Below are 19690 nucleotides of genomic sequence, written 5' to 3'. Positions count from 1 at the left end.
CGGCCATAGCGGAGGGGAAACGCCCGGTCCCATTCCGAACCCGGAAGCTAAGCCCTCCAGCGCCGATGGTACTGCACCCGACAGGGTGTGGGAGAGTAGGACACCGCCGAACATCCGTTACCGAAAGGGGACCCAATATACTGGGTCCCCTTTCGTGGTTTGTGTGAAAGGAATGACTGTGTCGGAGAGTGACGACGGACGTCGGTCCTTCCGCGGAGGCGGCGCCTCCAACAGCAATCGTGGCGGCGCCTCCAACAGCAATCGTGGCGGTCCGTCCAGCAGCAATCGTGGCGGTGCGTCCAGCAGCGACCGCGGCGGCGCCGGAGGTTCGGGTCGTGGTGGCTCGACCGGTGGTCCCCGTCGCGATTCGCGCGACAACCGTGGCGGTGCCGGTGGTGATCGTCGCGGTGGCGGACCCCGTCGTGGTGGCGAGGGCGGCTTCGCGCCTCGCGGACGTGACGGTGACCGTCCGCAGCGGCAGCAGGCCCGTCCGGACGAACCGGATCTGCCCGAGAACGTCGAGGCCGGCGAGCTCGATCCCGCTGTGCGCCGCGACCTGCTGAGCCTGGACAAGACGAATGCGAACACGGTGGCGCGTCACCTGGTGATGGCCGGCAAGCTCGTCGACGACGATCCGCGACTTGCGCTCGCGCATGCCCGCGCCGCACGCCAGCGTGCGGGCCGAATCGCCATCGTCCGTGAGGCCGCGGGTATCACCGCGTATCACGCCGGCGAATGGGCGGAGGCGCTGTCGGAACTGCGCGCCGCTCGTCGCATGGCCGGTGGTCCCGGACTGCTCGCGGTGATGGCGGACTGCGAACGCGGACTGGGCCGCCCGGAGCGGGCAATCGAACTCGGGCGGAGCGACGAAGCTGCTGCGCTGTCCGGTGACGAGGCAGCCGAACTGCGCATCGTGGTCGCCGGAGCGCGCATGGACCTCGGTCAGTTCGACCAGGCCGTGGTCACACTGCAGACCCCCGATCTCGACGCCTCGCGAACCGGTCCCGGCGCCGCTCGCCTGTTCTACGCGTACGCGGATGCCTTGGTGGCGGCCGGTCGCATCGAGGACGGACTCAAGTGGTTCCTCAATTCCGCCGCGGCGGATCTCGAGGGTGACACCGACGCGGAGGAGCGTGTGGCCGAGCTGACCGGAGACGATCAGTGACGGCTCTGCGCGACGGCTACGACGCACTGCTGCTCGACCTCGACGGCACCCTGTACCAGGGGCCGCAGGAAATCCCCGGTGCGCGAGAGGCTTTGGCGGCCGGGGAGCAGTCCTGCTATTACGTGACCAACAACGCCAGTCGCAGGCCGGGTGAGGTCGCGGAACACCTCACGGAACTCGGTTTCGACGCTGACGAGTCGACGGTGGTGACGAGTTCACAGACCGCGGCCAGGCTGCTCGCGGAGAACGTCGCCCCCGGTTCGCCGGTGCTCATCGTGGGCACCGAAGCGCTTGCCGACGAAATCCGACACGTCGGACTGCGTCCGGTGCGGTCGTTCGAGGACGCGCCCGCGGCTGTCGTCCAAGGACATTCGCCGGCGACGGACTGGGCGATACTCGCCGAGGCGACCCTGGCGATCCGGGCCGGCGCGGTCTGGGTGGCGGCGAACCTGGACACGACCCTCCCCACCGAACGCGGACTCGTCCTCGGCAACGGATCGATGGTCGCAGCGCTCCGCACGGCGACGTCCCGCGAACCACTGGTGGCGGGTAAACCGGCCGCGCCGCTGATGGAAGACGCGATGCGCCGCAGCAAGTGTGTGCGCCCGCTCGTCGTGGGCGACAGGCTGGACACCGACATCGAAGGCGCCAACAACGTCGGCCTCGATTCGCTGCTGGTGCTCACCGGAGTGAGCACCGCGGTCGACGTGCTGCGCGCCGCCCCGGAGCAACGGCCCACCTACCTGGCGTCCGAACTGGACGCGCTCAACCGGCCCGCCGAGGAATCCCTCATCGGCGAGGACAACCGGTGGTCCGTCGAGTTCGACGGCAGCGATCTGGTGATCGAACCGACAAGCGAATCCGCTGCGCCGGTGGATTCGGCTGCGCTGCTGCGGGCTGTGACCGCCGGCGCCTGGAAGTTCCCCGACTTCTCGCGGATCACGTCGACGACGCCCACGGTGAGTGCGGTCGTCTCCGGCTGGGGTGCCTGAAACCCGGCAGACCCGCGTTGTCCGTCACGCGATTCGCTGTATGCGTATCGGAACGCGATGGACTAGCGTTGTGCCCGATGAGCACGCCAATACCGCGCCCGGGAGCCCATCTACCTGGGCCTCCTCAGAGTGTCGACCCCGAGAAGATTCACACGGAGGTCGACGGATTGTTGTCGCGGCTCGGAGCCGTCGAACCTGATCCTGACGACGAGCACGGCGTCGGGGTCATCCCGCGCAAAGCCCATCTTCTCGAGAAGGCGCACGACGTGCTGGTGGAGGCGCTTGCCACCGTGGACAAGATCTGACGTGGCCCGTCGAGCACGGGTGGATGCCGAACTCGTTCGGCGGGGGCTGGCCCGGTCCCGCGAACACGCGCAAGAACTCATCGCCTCCGGCCGAGTACTGATCTCGGGAGCGGCAGCGACCAAACCGGCCACCGCAATCGAAGCGGGAACTCCGCTGCGGGTGGTCGAGGTCGACAACGAAGTGACCTGGGCATCGCGCGGGGCGCACAAACTCCTCGGTGCGCTCGAGGCGTTCGGCCCCCGCGGACTCGAGATCGAGGCCAAGCGCTGCCTCGACGCCGGCGCGTCCACCGGCGGCTTCACCGACGTGCTGCTTCACCACGGCGCGCGAGAAGTCGTGGCGGTGGACGTCGGATACGGCCAGCTGGTGTGGCGGCTGCAGTCCGACGACCGCGTCCACGTCGTCGACCGGACCAACGTGCGATCCATCGACGCCGAGCAGATCGGCGGCCCGGTCGATCTGGTGGTCGCGGACCTCTCGTTCATCTCCCTGAAGCTCGTCCTCCCGGCGTTCGTCGCCTGCGCGGCCGACGGCGCAGATCTGATTCCGATGGTGAAGCCGCAGTTCGAGGTCGGCAAGGACCACGTGGGCTCCGGTGGTGTGGTGCGTGACCCGGAGCTGCGCGTCGCCGCGGTACTGGACGTCGCGAAGACCGCAGAGTCGCTGGGACTGCGTACCGTCGGTGCAGTGGCCAGTCCGCTGCCGGGACCGTCGGGGAACGTCGAATACTTCCTGTGGCTCCGCGCGGATGTCACACCCGGGACGGATGATGTACCGGTCGAGTCGGTTGAAGAGTTGATCCGCACCGCGGTGCAGGAGGGACCACAGTGAGCGGGGGAAGCAGCGGCGCCCAGCAACGCGAGCGGGAGATCCTGCTCGTCGCGCACCCGGGCCGCGCCGAGATCACGGAGACGGCGCGGCGCGTTGGCAAGATCTTCGAGCGGGCCGGGATCGGACTGCGCGTCCTCGTCGACGAGGTCGACAGCACCCGCATCGAACCGATGGACGGCATGGCGGCCGACGAATTCCTGGTTCCCGGGCTGGAAGTCACCATCGTGCAGGCCGGCCCGGGCGCCGCCGTCGGTTGCGAGATGGTGCTCGTCCTCGGCGGAGACGGAACGTTCCTCCGGGCAGCGGAACTCGCCCAGGCCGCGTCCATTCCGGTACTGGGCATCAATCTGGGCCGCATCGGGTTCCTCGCGGAAACGGAGGCCGAGCACCTCGACGAGGCGCTCGCCCAGGTCGTGCGTCGTGAATACCGCATCGAACACCGTATGACGCTGGACGTGCTGGTCCGCGTGGACGACGAGATCATCGAACGCGGCTGGGCGCTCAACGAGGCGAGCATCGAGAACCGGTCCCGGCTCGGTGTCCTCGAGGTGGTGCTCGAGGTGGACGGCCGCCCCGTGTCGGCCTTCGGCTGCGACGGCGTCCTCATCTCCACCCCGACCGGGTCGACGGCATACGCGTTCTCGGCCGGCGGGCCCGTGGTGTGGCCGGAACTGGAGGCCCTGCTGGTGGTCCCGAGCAATGCGCACGCGCTGTTCGCGCGCCCCCTCGTGACGAGCCCGAATTCGCTGATCGCGGTCGAGACGGTGGCAGGCAGCCACGACGGCCTGGTGTTCTGTGACGGTCGCCGGACCCTCGAGCTGCCCGCGGGCGCCCGCGTCGAAGTGGTGCGTGGCAAGGAACCCGTTCGTTGGATACGACTGGATTCGGCGCCGTTCGCGGACCGGATGGTGCGAAAGTTCGAGCTGCCCGTCACCGGGTGGCGAGGAAGGAAGCCCTAGACGTGCTGGCAGAGATCAGGATCGACAACCTCGGTGTGATCTCCGAGGCGTCGGCGCAATTCCACGAAGGTTTGACGGTGCTCACCGGTGAGACCGGTGCGGGCAAGACGATGGTGGTGACGAGCCTGCACCTGCTCAGCGGTGCGCGAGCGGACGCCGGCCGGGTGCGTCTCGGCGCGCCCCGTGCCGTGGTCGAGGGCCGGTTCATGACGGACGAGGGCTCGGAGCACGTCGAACGTGCCGTGTCTCGGCTGCTCGAATCGACCGGCGCGGAGCGGGACGAGGACGGCACCATCATCGCGGTGCGGACCGTCGGCAGCGACGGACGGTCCCGCGCCCACCTCGGTGGGCGCAGCGTTCCGGCGGGCGTGCTGTCCGAGTTCACCGATCCACTGCTCACCGTTCACGGTCAGAACGATCAGCTGCGGCTCCTCCGGCCCGACCAGCAGTGCGCCGCCCTGGACAGGTTCGCGGACAAGACGGTCGGCCCGCTGCTGGCGCGGTACCGCAAGCACCGCGACGAATGGGTGACCGCACGGTCCGAACTGATCGAACGCACCGGCCGTACCCGGGAACTCGCGCAGGAGGCCGACCAACTGACGTTCGCCCTCAACGAGATCGATGGCATCGCGCCCACTCCGGGTGAGGACGAGTCGATCGTGTCGGAGGTCCGCAGGCTCAGCGAACTCGACTCGCTGCGCTCGGCGGCCGAGGAAGCGCACGCCGCGCTCACCGGCGGCGACGACATGGACGGCGACGGTGTGGGCGCACCCGCGCTGGATCTGTTGTCCGAGGCGCGGGCCCGGATCGAATCGGCGACCGACCCCGAACTCGACGGGCTCGGACCGCGTCTCGCCGACGCGATCGCGGTGGTCACCGACGTCTCCGCCGACCTGACCACGTATCTCGCCGGGCTTCCGGCGGATCCGGGGGCACTGGACTCCTTGCTGTCGCGGCAGGCGGAACTGAAGAACCTCACCCGCAAATACGCCGCCGATGTCGACGGCGTACTGGAATGGGCAGACAACGCCCGTGCGAGGCTCGAGAAGATCGACGTGTCCTCCGATGCTCTGGCGGCGCTGACGAAGCAGGTCGAGGAGTCGGCGGCGTCCACCGCGGAGGCCGCGTCGAAGCTGACCGCGGCGCGCGTCAAGGCGGCGGCCAAACTCGCCAAGGCAGTCAGTTCCGAACTCGCAGGTCTGGCGATGGGCCGGGCCGCTCTCGAGGTGTCGGTCCGCCCCCGGATCGCCGGACCTCAGGACACGGCACCGCTCACCATCGACGGGACGGAACTGCACGCGGGATCGTCCGGCGTCGACGAAGTGGAATTTCGGCTGTCGGCGCACAGCGGCGCTCAGTCGCTGCCCATCAGCAAGAGCGCGTCCGGCGGTGAACTCTCGCGCGTGATGCTGGCCCTCGAGGTCGTGCTCGCCGGGTCCGATTCGGGCGCGACGATGGTGTTCGACGAGGTCGACGCCGGCGTCGGCGGTCGGGCCGCGGTCGAGATCGGCCGGCGGCTGGCCCAGCTCGCCCGGACACACCAGGTCATCGTCGTGACGCACCTGCCGCAGGTCGCGGCATTCGCGGACACCCACCTGGTGGTCGACAAGGTCGACGACACGGACGGGGTCGTCAGCAGCGGTGTGCACGCACTCACCGACGACGAACGGGTGGTGGAACTGGCGCGCATGCTCGCCGGACTCGACGACACCGAGACCGGTCGGGCGCACGCGGAGGAACTGTTGGCCACCGCCAACGCCGAGCGTTCCGTCTGAACCGGCCCGGCGGACCGTCAGCCGCACGCGTGGTAATGGTGTGACTGATGTGGTAAACGGTTCGGCGCGCCTCCACAGGTCGGTCCTGCTTCCGGTCCATCATCGAACTCATGAAGATGCCGGCACTGCTGTCACGTAACACCGAAACTTTGCCTGGGGTCAGCGGCATCGCCAGGGTGGATCGCAACACGGCCAAGTTGCTGCGACGCGTCGGACCCGGTGACATCGTCGTTCTCGACGAGCTCGACCTCGATCGCGGGACCGCGGACGCCCTGGTGAAGGCCGGCGTTCTCGCAGTGATCAACGCATCGCCCTCGATCTCGGGGCGTTATCCCAACCTCGGTCCGGAGGTGATCGTCGCCAACGGCATCCTCCTGGTGGATTCGGCCGGCGCCGAGATCTTCAAGAGCATCAAGGACGGCAGCAAGGTCCGGGTGAACGGGGGAGGTGTCTACTCCGGGGAACGGCGCATCGCCAAGGGTGACGAACAGACCGAGGCGGAGATCTCCGACCGGATGATCGAGGCGAAGACCGGGCTGGTCGACCACCTCGAGGCGTTCTCCGGCAACACCATCGAGTTCATCCGCACCGAGAGTCCACTGCTGATCGACGGCGTCGGAGTCCCCGACGTGGACGTCGACATGAAGGAACGGCACGTCGTGATCGTGTCCGACGGCCCGGATCACGCCTCCGACCTGAAGAACCTCAAGCCGTTCATCAAGGAGTACTCGCCGATCCTCATCGGCGTCGGGGCAGGCGCCGACGTCCTGAAGTCGGCGGGCTATCGCCCGGATCTCATCGTCGGCGACCCCGAGGACATCACGAGCGCGACGCTCAAGTCCGGCGCCGAGGTTGTACTTCCCGCCGACCAGGACGGTCACGCACCCGGTCTGTCACGGATCCAGGACCTCGGCATCGGAGCGATGACGTTCCCCGCCTCCGGATCCCCGTCCGACCTGGCGCTGCTACTGGCCGATCATCACGGCGCGTCGCTGATCGTCACGGTCGGGAGCACTGTCTCCCTCGACGAATTCTTCGACCGCGGCCGCCGCGACAGCAACCCGTCGGCGTTCATGACCCGCCTGAAGGTCGGGCCGAAACTGGTGGACGCGAAGGCCGTGGCGACCCTGTACCGGAGCCGGGTGTCGGGCGGCGCGATCGCGCTGCTCGTACTGGCCGCACTGGTCGCGGTGATCGTGGCCCTGGTGGTGTCGAACATCGGTGGTGAGGCACTGGACTGGGCCGTCGCGACATGGAACAGCTTCGCGTTATGGGTCCAGGGGTTCTTCAAGTGATTTCTCTGCGTCAACATGCCATTTCCATAGCGGCGATCTTCCTGGCTCTGGCAATCGGCGTGGTGATGGGTTCCGGCCTGTTGTCGAGCGGTCTCGTGTCGGGGTTGCGCGACGACAAGGCCGACCTGCAGACCGACGTGGAGAAGGCGAACGAACGCAACAACCAGCTGACCGAGCAGTTGAACTCGGCGGACGGCTTCGATTCCGCGGTCGGCGGCCGGGTGGTGGCCGACTCTCTCGCGCAACGCACCGTGATGGTCGTGACGACCCCGGATGCCGACCCCGCCGACCTCGACGGGGTCAACCGCATGATCGCGCAGGCCGGTGGATCGGTGACCGGCCGGGTGTCGTTGACCGATTCGTTCGTGGATGCCACGGGCGGTGACCGGCTGCGGACAGTCGTCAACAACGTGATCCCCGCGGGTATCACGCTGAAGACCGGGGCCGTCGACCAGGGCAGCCTGGCCGGTGACCTGCTGGGCTCGGTCCTCATGCTCGGCAAGGAGACGGGCCAGCCGCAGAGTTCCGCGCAGGAGATGGCGCTCGCCCTCGAGACCCTCCGCGGGGCGGGATTCGTCAGCTACGACGACGGTGCGGTCCAACCGGCGCAGGTCGCGGTGGTGCTGACCGGCGATCGCGACGTGGAGGACGGCGTCAGCGGCAACCGCGGTGCCGTGGTGGCCAGGTTCGCGGGTGCGCTGGATTCGCGCGGTGCCGGGGCGGTTCTCGCCGGGCGTCCGGCCTCGGCGCAGGGCAACGGTGCGGTCGCCGTGGCGCGGGCCGATGCCGCCCTCTCCGCGGCGCTGACCACGATCGACAACATCGACCGGGAAGCGGGCAAGATCACCGTCCCGCTCGCGCTGCAGGAGCAACTGAACGGCGGCGCCGGCCGGTACGGCACCGGGCCCGGTACCACCGGAGTCACCGTGGGGGCCATCCCGGCGTAGCGCGCGTCACATCGGGGCGGGCAATCGCGACGCGTTGTTTCCGGGACGTACGTCAAGGTGTTACCGTGAAGTCCCGTGGGTCGGCAGGCCCCAGCATTGCTCGAACAGACCAAGCCCTGCACAGTCGTCACGGGAGCCCCTTTGCCACAGTCACGCACTCATTCGCGTACCGCTACCAAGCACATCTTCGTGAGCGGCGGCGTCGCCTCCTCACTCGGCAAGGGCCTCACAGCCTCGAGCCTCGGGCAATTGCTCACCGCGCGGGGAATGCGCGTGACCATGCAGAAACTGGATCCGTATCTCAACGTCGATCCGGGCACGATGAACCCCTTCCAGCACGGTGAGGTGTTCGTCACCGAGGACGGCGCCGAGACCGACCTCGACGTCGGTCACTACGAGCGCTTCCTCGACCGCGACCTGTCCGGTCAGGCGAATGTGACCACCGGCCAGGTGTATTCGACGGTCATCGCCAAGGAGCGGCGCGGCGAATACCTCGGCGACACCGTCCAGGTCATCCCGCACATCACGGACGAGATCAAGAGCCGGATCCTCGCCATGAGCGGACCGGACCTCCAGGGACACCGGCCCGACGTCGTCATCACGGAGATCGGTGGCACCGTCGGTGACATCGAGTCGCAGCCGTTCCTCGAGGCCGCCCGTCAGGTGCGCCACGACGTCGGTCGCGACAACGTCTTCTTCCTCCACGTCTCCCTGGTGCCGTACCTGGCGCCGTCGGGCGAGCTCAAGACGAAGCCCACCCAGCACTCGGTCGCGGCCCTGCGGAACATCGGTATCCAGCCCGACGCGCTGATCCTGCGCTGCGACCGCGAGGTTCCCCCGGCGCTGAAGAACAAGATCGCGCTCATGTGCGACGTCGACGTCGACGGCTGCATCTCGACCCCCGACGCGCCCTCGATCTACGACATCCCGAAGGTGCTGCACAGCGAGGGCCTCGACGCGTACGTGGTGCGGCAGCTGGGTCTGCCGTTCCGCGACGTGGACTGGACCGTGTGGGGCAACCTGCTCGAGCGCGTCCACCAGCCGCGCGAGACCGTGCGGATCGCCCTCGTCGGAAAGTACGTCGACCTGCCGGACGCCTACCTGTCCGTCACCGAGGCGCTGCGTGCCGGTGGGTTCGCGAACCGCTCGAAGGTGGAAATCTCCTGGGTGCCGTCCGACACGTGTGAGACGGAGGCGGGCGCGCAGGCCGCCCTGGGCGACGTCGACGGCGTGCTGATTCCCGGTGGCTTCGGAATCCGCGGTATCGAGGGCAAGCTCGGCGCGATCAGGTACGCGCGCCACCGGAAGATCCCGCTGCTCGGACTGTGCCTCGGCCTGCAGTGCGTCGTGATCGAGGCCGCGCGCAGCGTGGGTCTCGACGACGCCAACTCCGCCGAGTTCGAGCCCGAGACCACGCACCCCGTGATCTCCACGATGGCCGACCAGGAAGACGTCATCGCCGGCGAGGCGGACCTCGGTGGCACGATGCGCCTCGGCGCGTACCCCGCCGTCCTGGCGAAGGGGTCCGTCGTCGCCCGGGCGTACGGCAGCGAAGAGGTGTCGGAGCGCCACCGTCACCGCTACGAGGTCAACAACGCGTACCGCGACCGGATCGCGAAGAGCGGACTCCGGTTCAGCGGGACCTCGCCGGACGGTCACCTCGTCGAGTTCGTCGAGTACCCGGCCGACCAGCACCCGTTCTTCGTCGCGACGCAGGCGCACCCCGAGCTGAAGAGCCGTCCGACGCGCCCGCACCCGCTGTTCGCGGCGTTCGTCGACGCGGCGTTGAAGCACAAGCTCGAAGAGCGGCTTCCCGTCGACGTGCACGGCGAGGAGCGGGCCGCCGCCGTCGCCACCGATGACGAGCTCGCCGACTCCGCCGACCGCGACGAGGTCGCGTCCGTCGACAGCGCGGGATAGGGCGAGACCGACCATGACCGACACCGGCCGGCACGAATTCGAGACTCTCGACTCGCGCACCGTCTACAGCGGCGCGATCCTCGCCCTGCGGGTGGATCACGTCGCGATGCCGGACGGCCGGACCGCCGAACGTGAGGTCGTCGAGCACCACGGCGCCGTCGCCGTCGTGGTGCTCGACGACGAGGACCGGGTCGTCCTGATCCATCAGTACCGGCACCCGGTGGGGCGCCGCTTGTGGGAGATCCCGGCGGGCCTGCTGGACGAGCCGGGGGAGGACCCCGTCGACGCCGCCGGGCGCGAGCTGGCGGAGGAGACCGGACTCGGAGCCCGTCGCTGGTCCGTTCTCGTGGACGTCGTTCTCTCGCCCGGATTCACGGACGAGTCGGTGCGCGTGTTCCTCGCCGAGGACCTGTACGACGTGGACCGGCCCGACCCGGAGGACGAGGAAGCCGACCTCGAGATCGAGCGGATTCCACTCGACGAGGTCGTGTCGATGGTGCTGAACGGGACAATCGTGAACGCCACGGCCGTAGCCGGTGTGATGGCACTGGCGGCCGCCCGGTCCCGGCCGGGCGGTCGCGGCGAACTCCGCGACGTGACCGCGCCCTGGGTCGATCGCCCCGACAGGTTCAGCGAGAGAAAACGCTCGCGCGCGGCCGGGGACGAGGCCGCGCGGGCATGACATGGTGATTGCGCGGCAGGTGGATTCGTACCTCGACCACCTGGCCGTCGAGCGCGGAGCTGCGCGCAACACCCTCGGTTCGTATCGCCGCGACCTCGAGCGGTACACGCAGTTCCTCGCGGACCGGGAGGTCACCGACATCGGGCGCATCCGCCAACAGGATGTCAGTGACTTCGTGATCGCTCTGCGAACCGGCGATCCGGCTCGCGAACTGTCGCCGCTGGCCGCGAGCTCGGCGGCCCGTGCCCTGATCGCGGTGCGCGGATTCCACCGCTTCGCCGCGGCCGAGGGGATGACCGCCGTCGACGTCGCCCGGGACGTGCGGCCGCCGTCGCCGGCGAAACGGCTCCCCAAATCCCTGCCGGTCAACGAGGTGCTGGCGCTGTTGGAGGCGGTCGGAGGCAGCGGACCCGCAGACGGACCGCGGGCGGTCCGCGACCGCGCGCTGCTCGAGTTGCTGTACTCGACGGGCGCCCGCATCTCCGAAGCCGTCGGCCTGGACGTCGACGACGTCGACACCGAGACCCGGTCGGTGCTGCTGCGGGGCAAGGGCGGCAAGCAGCGGGTGGTGCCGGTGGGCCGGCCCGCCGTCGAATCCCTCGACGCCTACCTGATCCGGGGCCGGCCGGCACTGGCGTCACGCGGAACACCCGCACTGTTCCTCAATGTCCGCGGCGGACGGCTGTCCCGCCAGAGTGCGTGGAAGGTACTGCAGGCCGCGGCGGACGCGGCGGGCATCTCGTCGGCGGTGTCACCGCACACACTCCGTCACTCGTTTGCGACGCACCTGCTCGACGGCGGCGCCGACGTCCGTGTCGTCCAGGAGCTGCTGGGACATGCCTCGGTGACGACCACCCAGATATATACGCTGGTGACAGTGGGTGCGCTACGCGAGGTGTGGGCCGGAGCGCACCCTCGGGCGAGGTGACGGAAAGCGTGTCGAGGGGAAAATTCACGGTACGAGGCGGTAGCGTTCGTATAACGATGTGGGATCGGCAGCGATCATCGAGAGAACAGGGGATCATCGGACCGTGGTGACACCGCAGCCGCCAGCGGCGGAGTCAGAGCACTCGCAACAGGAGGGCGACATGTTCGTGCGGCAAACCGAATCCGCAGCCTTGTTCGAGGACACTGCCGTGGTCGTGGAGGAAGAGCTCGGCCCCACGGGGCGGCCGACGCGCGAGGTGCCGGAACCGGCCCCGTTGCCCTCGCACGGCCCGGCAAAGATCATCGCGATGTGCAACCAGAAGGGTGGCGTCGGCAAGACGACGTCGACGATCAACCTGGGAGCGTCGCTGGCCGAGTTCGGCCGCCGTGTCTTGCTCGTCGACCTCGATCCCCAGGGGGCGCTGTCCGCGGGCCTCGGCGTCGCCCACCACGACCTCGAACTGACCGTCCACAATCTGCTCGTCGAGCCCCGTGTCGCGATCGATGACGTCCTGATGCGGACACGTGTCGAGGGCCTCGACCTCCTGCCGAGTAACATCGACCTGTCGGCGGCGGAGATCCAGCTCGTCACCGAGGTCGGGCGGGAACAGACGCTCGGACGTGTGCTGCATCCGGTGCTCGACCGGTACGACTACGTCCTGATCGACTGCCAGCCTTCCCTCGGTCTGCTCACGGTGAACGCGCTTGCCTGCGCGGACTCGGTGATCATCCCGATGGAATGCGAGTACTTCAGCCTGCGCGGCCTGGCGCTGCTCAACGACACGGTCGAGAAGGTTCACGACCGGCTCAACCCGCGGCTCGAACTCGCCGGCATCGTCGTCACGATGTTCGACTCGCGCACCCTGCACGCGCGTGAGGTGATGGCCCGTGTGGTGGAGGTGTTCGGGGATCTCGTCTACGACACCGTGATCAACCGCACCGTGCGCTTCCCGGAGACCTCGGTCGCCGGGGAGCCGATCACCACCTGGGCGCCGAAATCGACCGGCGCCGAGGCGTACCGTGCTCTGGCACGCGAGGTCATACACCGGTCCGGCCGGTAAGTGGTGAATACGCAAGACATTTCGGCTCCACCGCAGACCCAGGTATCGCATGCCGACGATCAGCAGGCGCCCGCGGTCAAGCCCGGCTTCCGGGTGACGCTGCGGAATTTCGAGGGACCGTTCGACCTGCTCCTCACCCTGATCAACCAGCGACAGCTGGACGTCACGGAAGTCGCGTTGCACCAGGTGACGGACGACTTCATCGCCTACACCCGCACGCTGGGCGCGGAGATGGGTCTCGATCAGACCACCGAATTCCTGGTGGTCGCGGCGACGCTGCTCGACCTGAAGGCGGCCCGTCTGCTCCCCGCGGGGCAGGTGGAGGACGCCGAGGATCTCGCGCTCCTCGAGGCGCGCGACCTGCTGTTCGCCCGACTGCTGCAGTACCGCGCGTACAAGCAGGTGGCGCAACTGTTCGGCGAGCTCGAGGCGGCCGCGCTGCGCCGGTACCCGCGGTCGGCGGCACTGGAGGACCAGTTCACCCAGTTGCTGCCGGAAGTGCTGCTCGGTGTCGACCCGCAGCGGTTCGCGGAGATCGCCGCGACCGTGTTCACACCCCGCCCGAAGCCCACCGTGGGACTGGACCATCTGCACGACATGCACGCGGTGTCGGTGCCGGAACAGGCGGCGCGGATGCTGGAACTGCTCCGCGAACGCGGGGCCGGGGAGTGGGCGACCTTCGGCGACCTGGTTTCGGAGTGCGAAGTGACCACCCTGATCGTGGCAAGATTCCTCGCGCTGCTCGAGCTGTATCGCGAGCAGTCGGTGTTGTTCGAACAGCCCGAGCCGCTCGGGGAATTGCTGGTGAGCTGGACCGGGGAGGGCACACACGCCCCGGTGACCGAGGAGGATTACGGATGAGTTCGGCCCCGTTCGACGAGTCGGACGACCAGGGCGCCGTCGACGCAGAACCCGAGCTGTCGGACACCGAACTCGAAGCCGTTCTCGAGTCGCTGCTGCTGATCGTCGACTCTCCCGCCGGAGCCGAACAGCTCGCCTCCGCGACCGGCGCTTCTGTGAATCGCATCACGGACGTGCTGAACCGCATGTCCGCCGAGCTCACCGCCCGTGGAAGCGGGATGGACCTCCGATATGCCGGTGACGGTTGGCGTCTCTACACGCGCACCGCGTACGCGCCCTACGTGGAACGTCTCCTGCTCGACGGTGCCCGGTCCAGACTGACGAGGGCGGCTTTGGAAACTCTGGCCGTGGTGGCATACCGTCAACCGTTGACCCGCGCACGGATCAGTGCGGTGCGCGGCGTCAACGTGGATGGTGTGGTGCGCACACTTCTCGCTCGCGGATTGATCGCCGAAGCCGGCGTCGATCCCGATACCAACGCCACGCAGTATTCGACGACGGAGCTCTTCCTGGAACGGCTCGGCTTGGCGTCTCTCGCCGATCTTCCCGCCTTGGCCCCGCTGTTGCCGGACGTGGATCTGATAGATGACATCAGTGACAGTCTGGAATCTGACCCACGATTTGCGAGAATGAATAAAGCTACGGCTTCCACAGAAGAGTTGGACACCGGGCTGGACACCGAAGACTGACAGGGATAGTACAAAAGTGAAGAAACCCGCTCGCCGAGATGGCACACCGGATCGCAACAACAAGAAGCAGCGCCCCACCAGGTCGGAGACCGGGGGTCGCTCGGACAGGTCGGAGGCCGGAGGGCGACCGAGCCGCTCCGAGACCGATCGGCGTCCGACCAGGTCGGACGCCGTCAAGGGCAAGTCGGGCAGGCCCGACTCCGCGGCTGCGAAGAACAAACGCGGCAAGCCCAAGTCGGCCAAGCCGCAGCGCGCCCAGGCCCACGCGCCCAAGATCAGCAACGCCAAGCCGGCCCGGCACCAGTACGCCGACGCCGCCGATCGGCCCGCCGGCCCGCCGCAGGGCGACGGCATGCGACTGCAGAAGGTTCTCGCCCAGGCCGGCGTCGCGTCGCGCCGTGCGGCCGAGGAACTGATCTCGCAGGGTCGCGTCGAGGTCGACGGCCGCATCGTCATCGAGCAGGGCCTGCGCATCGACCCCGAGAACGCGGTGGTGCGCGTGGACGGGGTCCGCGTCGTGGTGCAGAAGGACCTGGTCCACCTCGCGCTGAACAAGCCCCGCGGCTGGCAGTCGACGATGTCGGACGACCTGGGTCGCCCGTGCGTCGGCGACATCGTCTCCGAGCGGGTCGCCGCAGGTCAGCGGTTGTTCCACGTCGGTCGACTGGACGCCGACACCGAGGGACTGCTGCTGCTCACCAACGACGGTGACCTGGCGCACCGGCTGATGCACCCGTCCTTCGAGGTGTCGAAGACATACCTGGCGACCGTGTCGGGTGCCCTCGAACGCGGTGTCGGCAAGAAGCTCAAGGAGGGTGTCGAGCTCGACGACGGACCGGCGAAGGTCGACACGTTTACGCTCCTCGACATCAACGAGGGCAAGTCCCTCGTCCGCGTCACCCTGCACGAAGGCCGCAAGCACATCGTGCGCCGCCTGTTCGAGGCCGTGGGACACCCCGTCATCCGGCTCGTCCGGACGGACATCGGCGCCGTCGCTCTCGGCGACCAGCGTCCCGGCACGCTCCGCGTACTCGGTCGAGGCGAGGTCGGCGGTCTCTACGGGGCGGTGGGCCTGTGAGTACGTCGTCGCTGGTCGTCGCGATGGACGGCCCGTCCGGAACCGGGAAGTCGAGCGTCTCGCGGATGCTCGCGCAGCGGCTCGATGCCCGGTACCTCGACACCGGCGCCATGTACCGGATCGCGACGCTGCATGCGCTGCGCAAGGGCGTGGACCTCACCGATCCCGCAGCGATCGCCGACGCGACCGCCGGTCTGCCGTGGTCGATCGGCACCGACCCGTCGGGCGAGCAGGTCCTGCTCGACGGGGAGGACGTGGGGGAGGAGATCCGCGGCGACGCGGTGACCAAGGCCGTCTCGGCGGTTTCCGCCGTTCCCGCCGTGCGTGAACTGCTCGTCGCGGCGCAGCGCCGTCTCGCGGGCGAGGCCGAACGGATCGTCGTCGAGGGCCGGGACATCGGCACCGTCGTGATCCCGGACGCCGACGTGAAGATTTACCTGACCGCCTCGGCGGAAGCCCGGGCCCAGCGCAGGAATGCGCAGAATCTCGCGGAAGGACGAGGCGACGACTACGCGGCCGTGCTGGCCGACGTGCAGCGTCGTGACCACCTCGACTCCACGCGCGCCGTGTCGCCGCTGCGGCCGGCCGACGATTCCGTGCTGGTCGACACCAGCGAACTCGGAATCGACGACGTGATCGGCAGGTTGCTGCTGGTGGTAAGCGAAAGAACTGGAGCAGGGCAGTGACCGAACAATTCACCACCGAGTTCGCAGGCGACGGCACCTGGAGTGAGGAATCCGACTGGGAGGTCCTGGACCTCGAAGACGGCGGCGACGGAGAGTCCCACGTCCCGGTTCCCACCCTCGCAGTGGTCGGGCGCCCGAACGTCGGCAAGTCGACGCTCGTCAACCGGATCATCGGCCGACGCGAGGCCGTGGTCGAGGACATTCCCGGTGTCACCCGGGACCGCGTCTCGTACGAGGCGAACTGGAGTGGCCGCCGCTTCATGGTGCAGGACACCGGCGGCTGGGAACCCGACGCCAAGGGCCTGCAGCAATCGGTGGCCCGGCAGGCGGAACTGGCGATGCAGACCGCGGACGCGATCCTCCTCGTCGTCGACGCCGTCGTCGGCGCCACCGCAACGGACGAGGCCGTGGCCAAGGTGCTGCGCCGGTCCAAGACCCCGGTTCTGCTGGTGGCCAACAAGGTGGACGACGGCCGCACCGAATCCGAGGTGGCCGCACTGTGGTCGCTCGGTCTCGGACAGCCGCACTCGGTGAGCGCCACGCACGGCCGCGGTACCGGCGATCTCCTCGACGAGGTGCTCGCCGCACTCCCGGAGACCCCGCGTGAAGGCATTCCTGGCGGTGGGCCGCGACGCGTGGCTCTGGTCGGGAAGCCGAACGTCGGGAAGTCGAGCCTGCTGAACAAGCTGTCGGGCGACGAGCGTTCGGTGGTCCACAACGTCGCGGGCACCACCGTCGATCCGGTCGACTCGATCGTGGAGCTCGGCGGCAGGCCGTGGCGTTTCGTGGACACCGCCGGTCTGCGCAAGCGGGTCAGCCACGCCAGCGGCGCCGAGTTCTACGCATCGCTGCGGACGAAGAGCGCGATCGAGGCCGCCGAGGTCGCGATTCTGCTGATCGACGCATCCGAGCCGATCTCGGAGCAGGACCTGCGCGTGCTGAGCATGGTGGCGGACGCCGGCCGGGCCCTCGTCATCGCGTTCAACAAGTGGGATCTCGTCGACGAGGACCGGCGCCTTCAGCTCGACCGGGAAGTCGATCGGGACCTGGTGCGGGTGCCGTGGGCGCAGCGCGTCAACATCTCGGCGCAGACGGGGCGCGCGGTGCAGAAGCTCGTCCCCGCCCTGGACACCGCACTGGAGTCCTGGGACAAGCGCATTCCCACGGGCCGGCTCAATACCTGGCTCAAGGAAGTCGTCGCCGCGACGCCGCCGCCGATGCGCGGTGGCCGGCTGCCTCGCGTGATGTTTGCCACGCAGGCCGGAACACGTCCGCCGACGTTCGTGCTGTTCACGACGGGGTTCCTGGAGGCGGGCTACCGCCGGTTCCTGGAGCGGCGTCTGCGCGAGGAGTTCAATTTCGACGGCAGCCCCGTCCGCATCTCGGTGCGGGTGCGGGAAAAGCGTGAGCGGCGAAATCGTTGATCCGACAGAATGGGCTCTGACCAGGCGATTAGCTTTACGGACTGCCCCTGATGTAATCTCATCGAGCACCTGAACGAGGGTGTGGACGGGCTGTGGCGCAGCTTGGTAGCGCACTTGACTGGGGGTCAAGTGGTCGCAGGTTCAAATCCTGTCAGCCCGACCAGATGATCAGCGAATGCGGTTTCCCGGAAACGGGAAACCGCCTTTTCTGTGTCTCCGGCCCCGCGGATTCCGGGTATTCGACCCCGTGCGGGACTCAATCCGTGACGATGACCGGGTCGCCGATCTTGGCGTTGTCGTAGAACCACCGTGCGTTGTCGGTGCTGAGATTGATGCAGCCGTGGCTGACGTTCTCGAAGCCCTGCGAGTTCACCGACCACGGTGCGGCATGCACGAAGATCCCGCCCCACGTGATGCGGGTGGCGTACTCGACGTAGAGACGGTAGCCCTCCTCGTCATCGATCGGGACGCCGTACGTCGACGAATCCATGATCATGTCGCGGAACTGCTCGATGACGGGGAACGTCCCGAGCGGTGTCTCGTATCCGGGTTTGCCCATCGACGCCGGCATGGTCTGCACGACTTGATCGTTGATGCTGACCGTGAACTGGTGCGTCGTCGTGTTCGCGACGGCGACGAGTGCGTCACCGACCTGGAACTGCGACCTCGCGCCCGCCGCCTCGACGGTCACCCGGGTGTCGGCCGGCCAGAACCGGTCCGGGGTCCACTGCACGGTGCGGTCGTCGATCCAGGAGAACTGCCCGGGCACAGGTTTCGAGGGGGTGATCTGGACACCGCGCTCGGCGAGCGCGCGATCGGGCACCGGTGACGCGAACCGGACGACGACAGGATGCGCGATGCCGACGACCTGCCCGCTCGCGGGGGAGAAAGTCGGCGCGACGACCTTCCCCGTCACTGTCGGGGAATGCGCCGACGCGGTGGCGCTTACTCCGCACACGGCCAGAGCCGCGAGCACCGAGACGAGAAACAGACGTCCGACCTGCTGTGCTTTCCACATGCCGTCCAGCCCTTCAGAGACTGTGAGCGTCATTTCAGTTAACCACGGCGATATCGGACAGCGGAACCAGGGAAACTGGATGCACTACGCGCATCACAGGGCGACGGACGACGCATCCGCCGTCACATCGGCTGCGTTTCGCCGGTCACACAGTTGACAGACCGCGACGGAAGGACGTGACCGATGAACGAGAACGACATGCTGGCGCAGCAGTTCGAGGCCCATCGCACACACCTGCGGGCGGTGGCCTACCGGATGCTCGGCTCGATCGGCGAGGCCGAGGACGCCGTGCAGGAATCCTGGCTGCGACTGAGCCGCACCGACGCCGGCACCGTCGAGAACCTGGGCGGCTGGCTGACGACGGTGGTGGCACGAGTGTGCCTGAACATGCTGCAGTCCCGCAGGTCACGGCGGGAAGATCCCCTGGATGCGGCAGTGCCCGACCCGATCGTGACCCGGGCGGACGGCAGTGACCCCGAACACGAGGCGGTGCTCGCCGATTCGGTCGGTCTCGCGCTGCTCGTGGTCCTCGGCACGCTCACTCCTGCGGAGCGACTGGCATTCGTGCTGCACGACATGTTCGCGGTGCCCTTCGAGGACATCGCCCCGATCGTGGAGCGAACCCCGGCGGCCGCCCGGCAACTGGCCAGCCGCGCACGCCGGCGTCTGCAGGGAGCCCCCGTTCCCGACACCGATCCGGTCCGCCAGCGTGCGGTCGTCGACGCGTTCCTGGCGGCCGCGAGGAGCGGCGACTTCGACGCGCTCGTGGCCGTGCTCGATCCGGATGTCGTGCTCCGCGCCGATACCGGAGCGTTGCCGGCGGGAGCCTCCACGATGGTGCGCGGCTCGGAGACGGTCGCGGGCCGGGTCCTCGGGTTCGCCCGGCTGGCTCGATTCGCGCATCCGGCGCTCGTCAACGGTGCCGCAGGAGTGGTCGCGATCTCCGACGGGCAGCTGCTGTCGGTCATGGGCGTCACGATCCGGCGCGGCAAGATCGTCGAGATCGACATCCTCGCCGACCGCGAGCGCCTCGCCGGGCTCGTCGTCGAGAACCTCGACTGACGAGCCCACCGG

The 19690-nt window shown here is 68.4% G+C and carries 19 protein-coding genes, 1 tRNA gene and 1 rRNA gene; 20 read left to right on the top strand and 1 reads right to left on the bottom strand.

Features of this window, described 5'->3' with window-relative positions; translation table 11 throughout:
• From rrf to G9373_RS33790, 19 genes are all read left to right on the top strand, one after another.
• A 5S ribosomal RNA gene (gene rrf, locus G9373_RS33880) occupies positions 1–112 on the top strand; the annotation flags it as partial.
• 60 nt (positions 113–172) lie between these two features.
• Positions 173–1165, top strand: a complete 993-nt coding sequence (locus G9373_RS33875; RefSeq protein WP_005560431.1) for a hypothetical protein — start codon at positions 173–175, stop codon at positions 1163–1165.
• Positions 1162–2157 (top strand): HAD-IIA family hydrolase, encoded by a 996-nt coding sequence (locus G9373_RS33870; RefSeq protein WP_054246658.1) that lies wholly within the window; start codon positions 1162–1164, stop codon positions 2155–2157. The genes G9373_RS33875 and G9373_RS33870 overlap by 4 nt, the downstream gene beginning before the upstream one ends.
• A gap of 77 nt (positions 2158–2234) precedes the next feature.
• Positions 2235–2462, top strand: a complete 228-nt coding sequence (locus G9373_RS33865) for a hypothetical protein (RefSeq protein ID WP_043943807.1) — start codon at positions 2235–2237, stop codon at positions 2460–2462.
• A 1-nt stretch (position 2463) separates the two neighbouring features.
• On the top strand, positions 2464–3294 hold the full coding sequence (locus G9373_RS33860; RefSeq protein ID WP_005560435.1) for a TlyA family RNA methyltransferase: 831 nt from the start codon (positions 2464–2466) through the stop codon (positions 3292–3294).
• Positions 3291–4253 carry an NAD kinase gene (locus G9373_RS33855; RefSeq protein WP_167119171.1) on the top strand — a complete coding sequence of 321 codons (963 nt, stop codon included), beginning with the start codon at positions 3291–3293 and terminating at the stop codon, positions 4251–4253. Before G9373_RS33860 ends, G9373_RS33855 begins: the two co-directional genes overlap by 4 nt.
• Before the next feature lie 2 nt (positions 4254–4255).
• A complete protein-coding gene (gene recN / locus G9373_RS33850; RefSeq protein ID WP_167119168.1) occupies positions 4256–6028 on the top strand; it encodes a DNA repair protein RecN in 1773 nt (590 codons plus the stop codon).
• A 110-nt stretch (positions 6029–6138) separates the two neighbouring features.
• Entirely contained in the window at positions 6139–7323 is a 1185-nt protein-coding gene (steA, locus tag G9373_RS33845; protein ID WP_005243185.1) for a putative cytokinetic ring protein SteA, read from the top strand.
• Positions 7320–8270 carry a copper transporter gene (locus tag G9373_RS33840; protein WP_043786794.1) on the top strand — a complete coding sequence of 317 codons (951 nt, stop codon included), beginning with the start codon at positions 7320–7322 and terminating at the stop codon, positions 8268–8270. Before steA ends, G9373_RS33840 begins: the two co-directional genes overlap by 4 nt.
• Positions 8271–8411: 141 nt before the next feature.
• Positions 8412–10190, top strand: a complete 1779-nt coding sequence (locus tag G9373_RS33835) for a CTP synthase (protein WP_120660723.1) — start codon at positions 8412–8414, stop codon at positions 10188–10190.
• Between the two features lie 13 nt (positions 10191–10203).
• Positions 10204–10872 carry an NUDIX hydrolase gene (locus G9373_RS33830; protein WP_167119165.1) on the top strand — a complete coding sequence of 223 codons (669 nt, stop codon included), beginning with the start codon at positions 10204–10206 and terminating at the stop codon, positions 10870–10872.
• Position 10873: 1 nt separating this feature from the next.
• Complete coding sequence (gene xerD, locus G9373_RS33825) at positions 10874–11800, top strand: site-specific tyrosine recombinase XerD (protein ID WP_167119161.1); 927 nt, start codon at positions 10874–10876, stop codon at positions 11798–11800.
• Between the two features lie 160 nt (positions 11801–11960).
• Positions 11961–12860: a ParA family protein gene (locus G9373_RS33820; RefSeq protein WP_007295573.1), complete on the top strand. Its 900-nt coding sequence runs from the start codon at positions 11961–11963 to the stop codon at positions 12858–12860.
• Positions 12861–13721, top strand: coding sequence for a segregation/condensation protein A (locus G9373_RS33815; RefSeq protein ID WP_005264173.1), 861 nt, complete (start codon positions 12861–12863; stop codon positions 13719–13721).
• On the top strand, positions 13718–14410 hold the full coding sequence (gene scpB, locus G9373_RS33810; RefSeq protein WP_005264174.1) for an SMC-Scp complex subunit ScpB: 693 nt from the start codon (positions 13718–13720) through the stop codon (positions 14408–14410). Before G9373_RS33815 ends, scpB begins: the two co-directional genes overlap by 4 nt.
• A gap of 16 nt (positions 14411–14426) precedes the next feature.
• Complete coding sequence (locus G9373_RS33805; protein WP_005562872.1) at positions 14427–15488, top strand: pseudouridine synthase; 1062 nt, start codon at positions 14427–14429, stop codon at positions 15486–15488.
• Positions 15485–16174, top strand: coding sequence for a (d)CMP kinase (gene cmk / locus G9373_RS33800; RefSeq protein WP_005562874.1), 690 nt, complete (start codon positions 15485–15487; stop codon positions 16172–16174). Before G9373_RS33805 ends, cmk begins: the two co-directional genes overlap by 4 nt.
• Positions 16171–17598, top strand: coding sequence for a ribosome biogenesis GTPase Der (der, locus tag G9373_RS33795; protein ID WP_005243157.1), 1428 nt, complete (start codon positions 16171–16173; stop codon positions 17596–17598). Before cmk ends, der begins: the two co-directional genes overlap by 4 nt.
• Positions 17599–17684: 86 nt before the next feature.
• A tRNA-Pro gene (locus tag G9373_RS33790) sits at positions 17685–17761 on the top strand.
• Between the two features lie 93 nt (positions 17762–17854).
• Here G9373_RS33790 and G9373_RS33785 read toward each other — a convergent pair.
• The gene (locus G9373_RS33785) at positions 17855–18616 is read right to left on the bottom strand and encodes a L,D-transpeptidase (protein WP_167119174.1); all 762 of its coding nucleotides are present in this window, start codon (positions 18614–18616) and stop codon (positions 17855–17857) included.
• A gap of 183 nt (positions 18617–18799) precedes the next feature.
• Here G9373_RS33785 and G9373_RS33780 point away from each other — a divergent pair, with 183 nt between their 5' ends.
• Positions 18800–19678 (top strand): sigma-70 family RNA polymerase sigma factor, encoded by an 879-nt coding sequence (locus G9373_RS33780; RefSeq protein ID WP_054246662.1) that lies wholly within the window; start codon positions 18800–18802, stop codon positions 19676–19678.
• Positions 19679–19690: the final 12 nt, after the last annotated feature.

This window comes from Rhodococcus sp. A14, from assembly GCF_011603105.1.
Taxonomy (GTDB): Bacteria; Actinomycetota; Actinomycetes; order Mycobacteriales; family Mycobacteriaceae; genus Rhodococcus_F; species Rhodococcus_F opacus.
The sequence above is the reverse complement of the archived record's forward strand: the minus strand, read 5'-3'. Positions and strand labels throughout refer to the sequence as shown.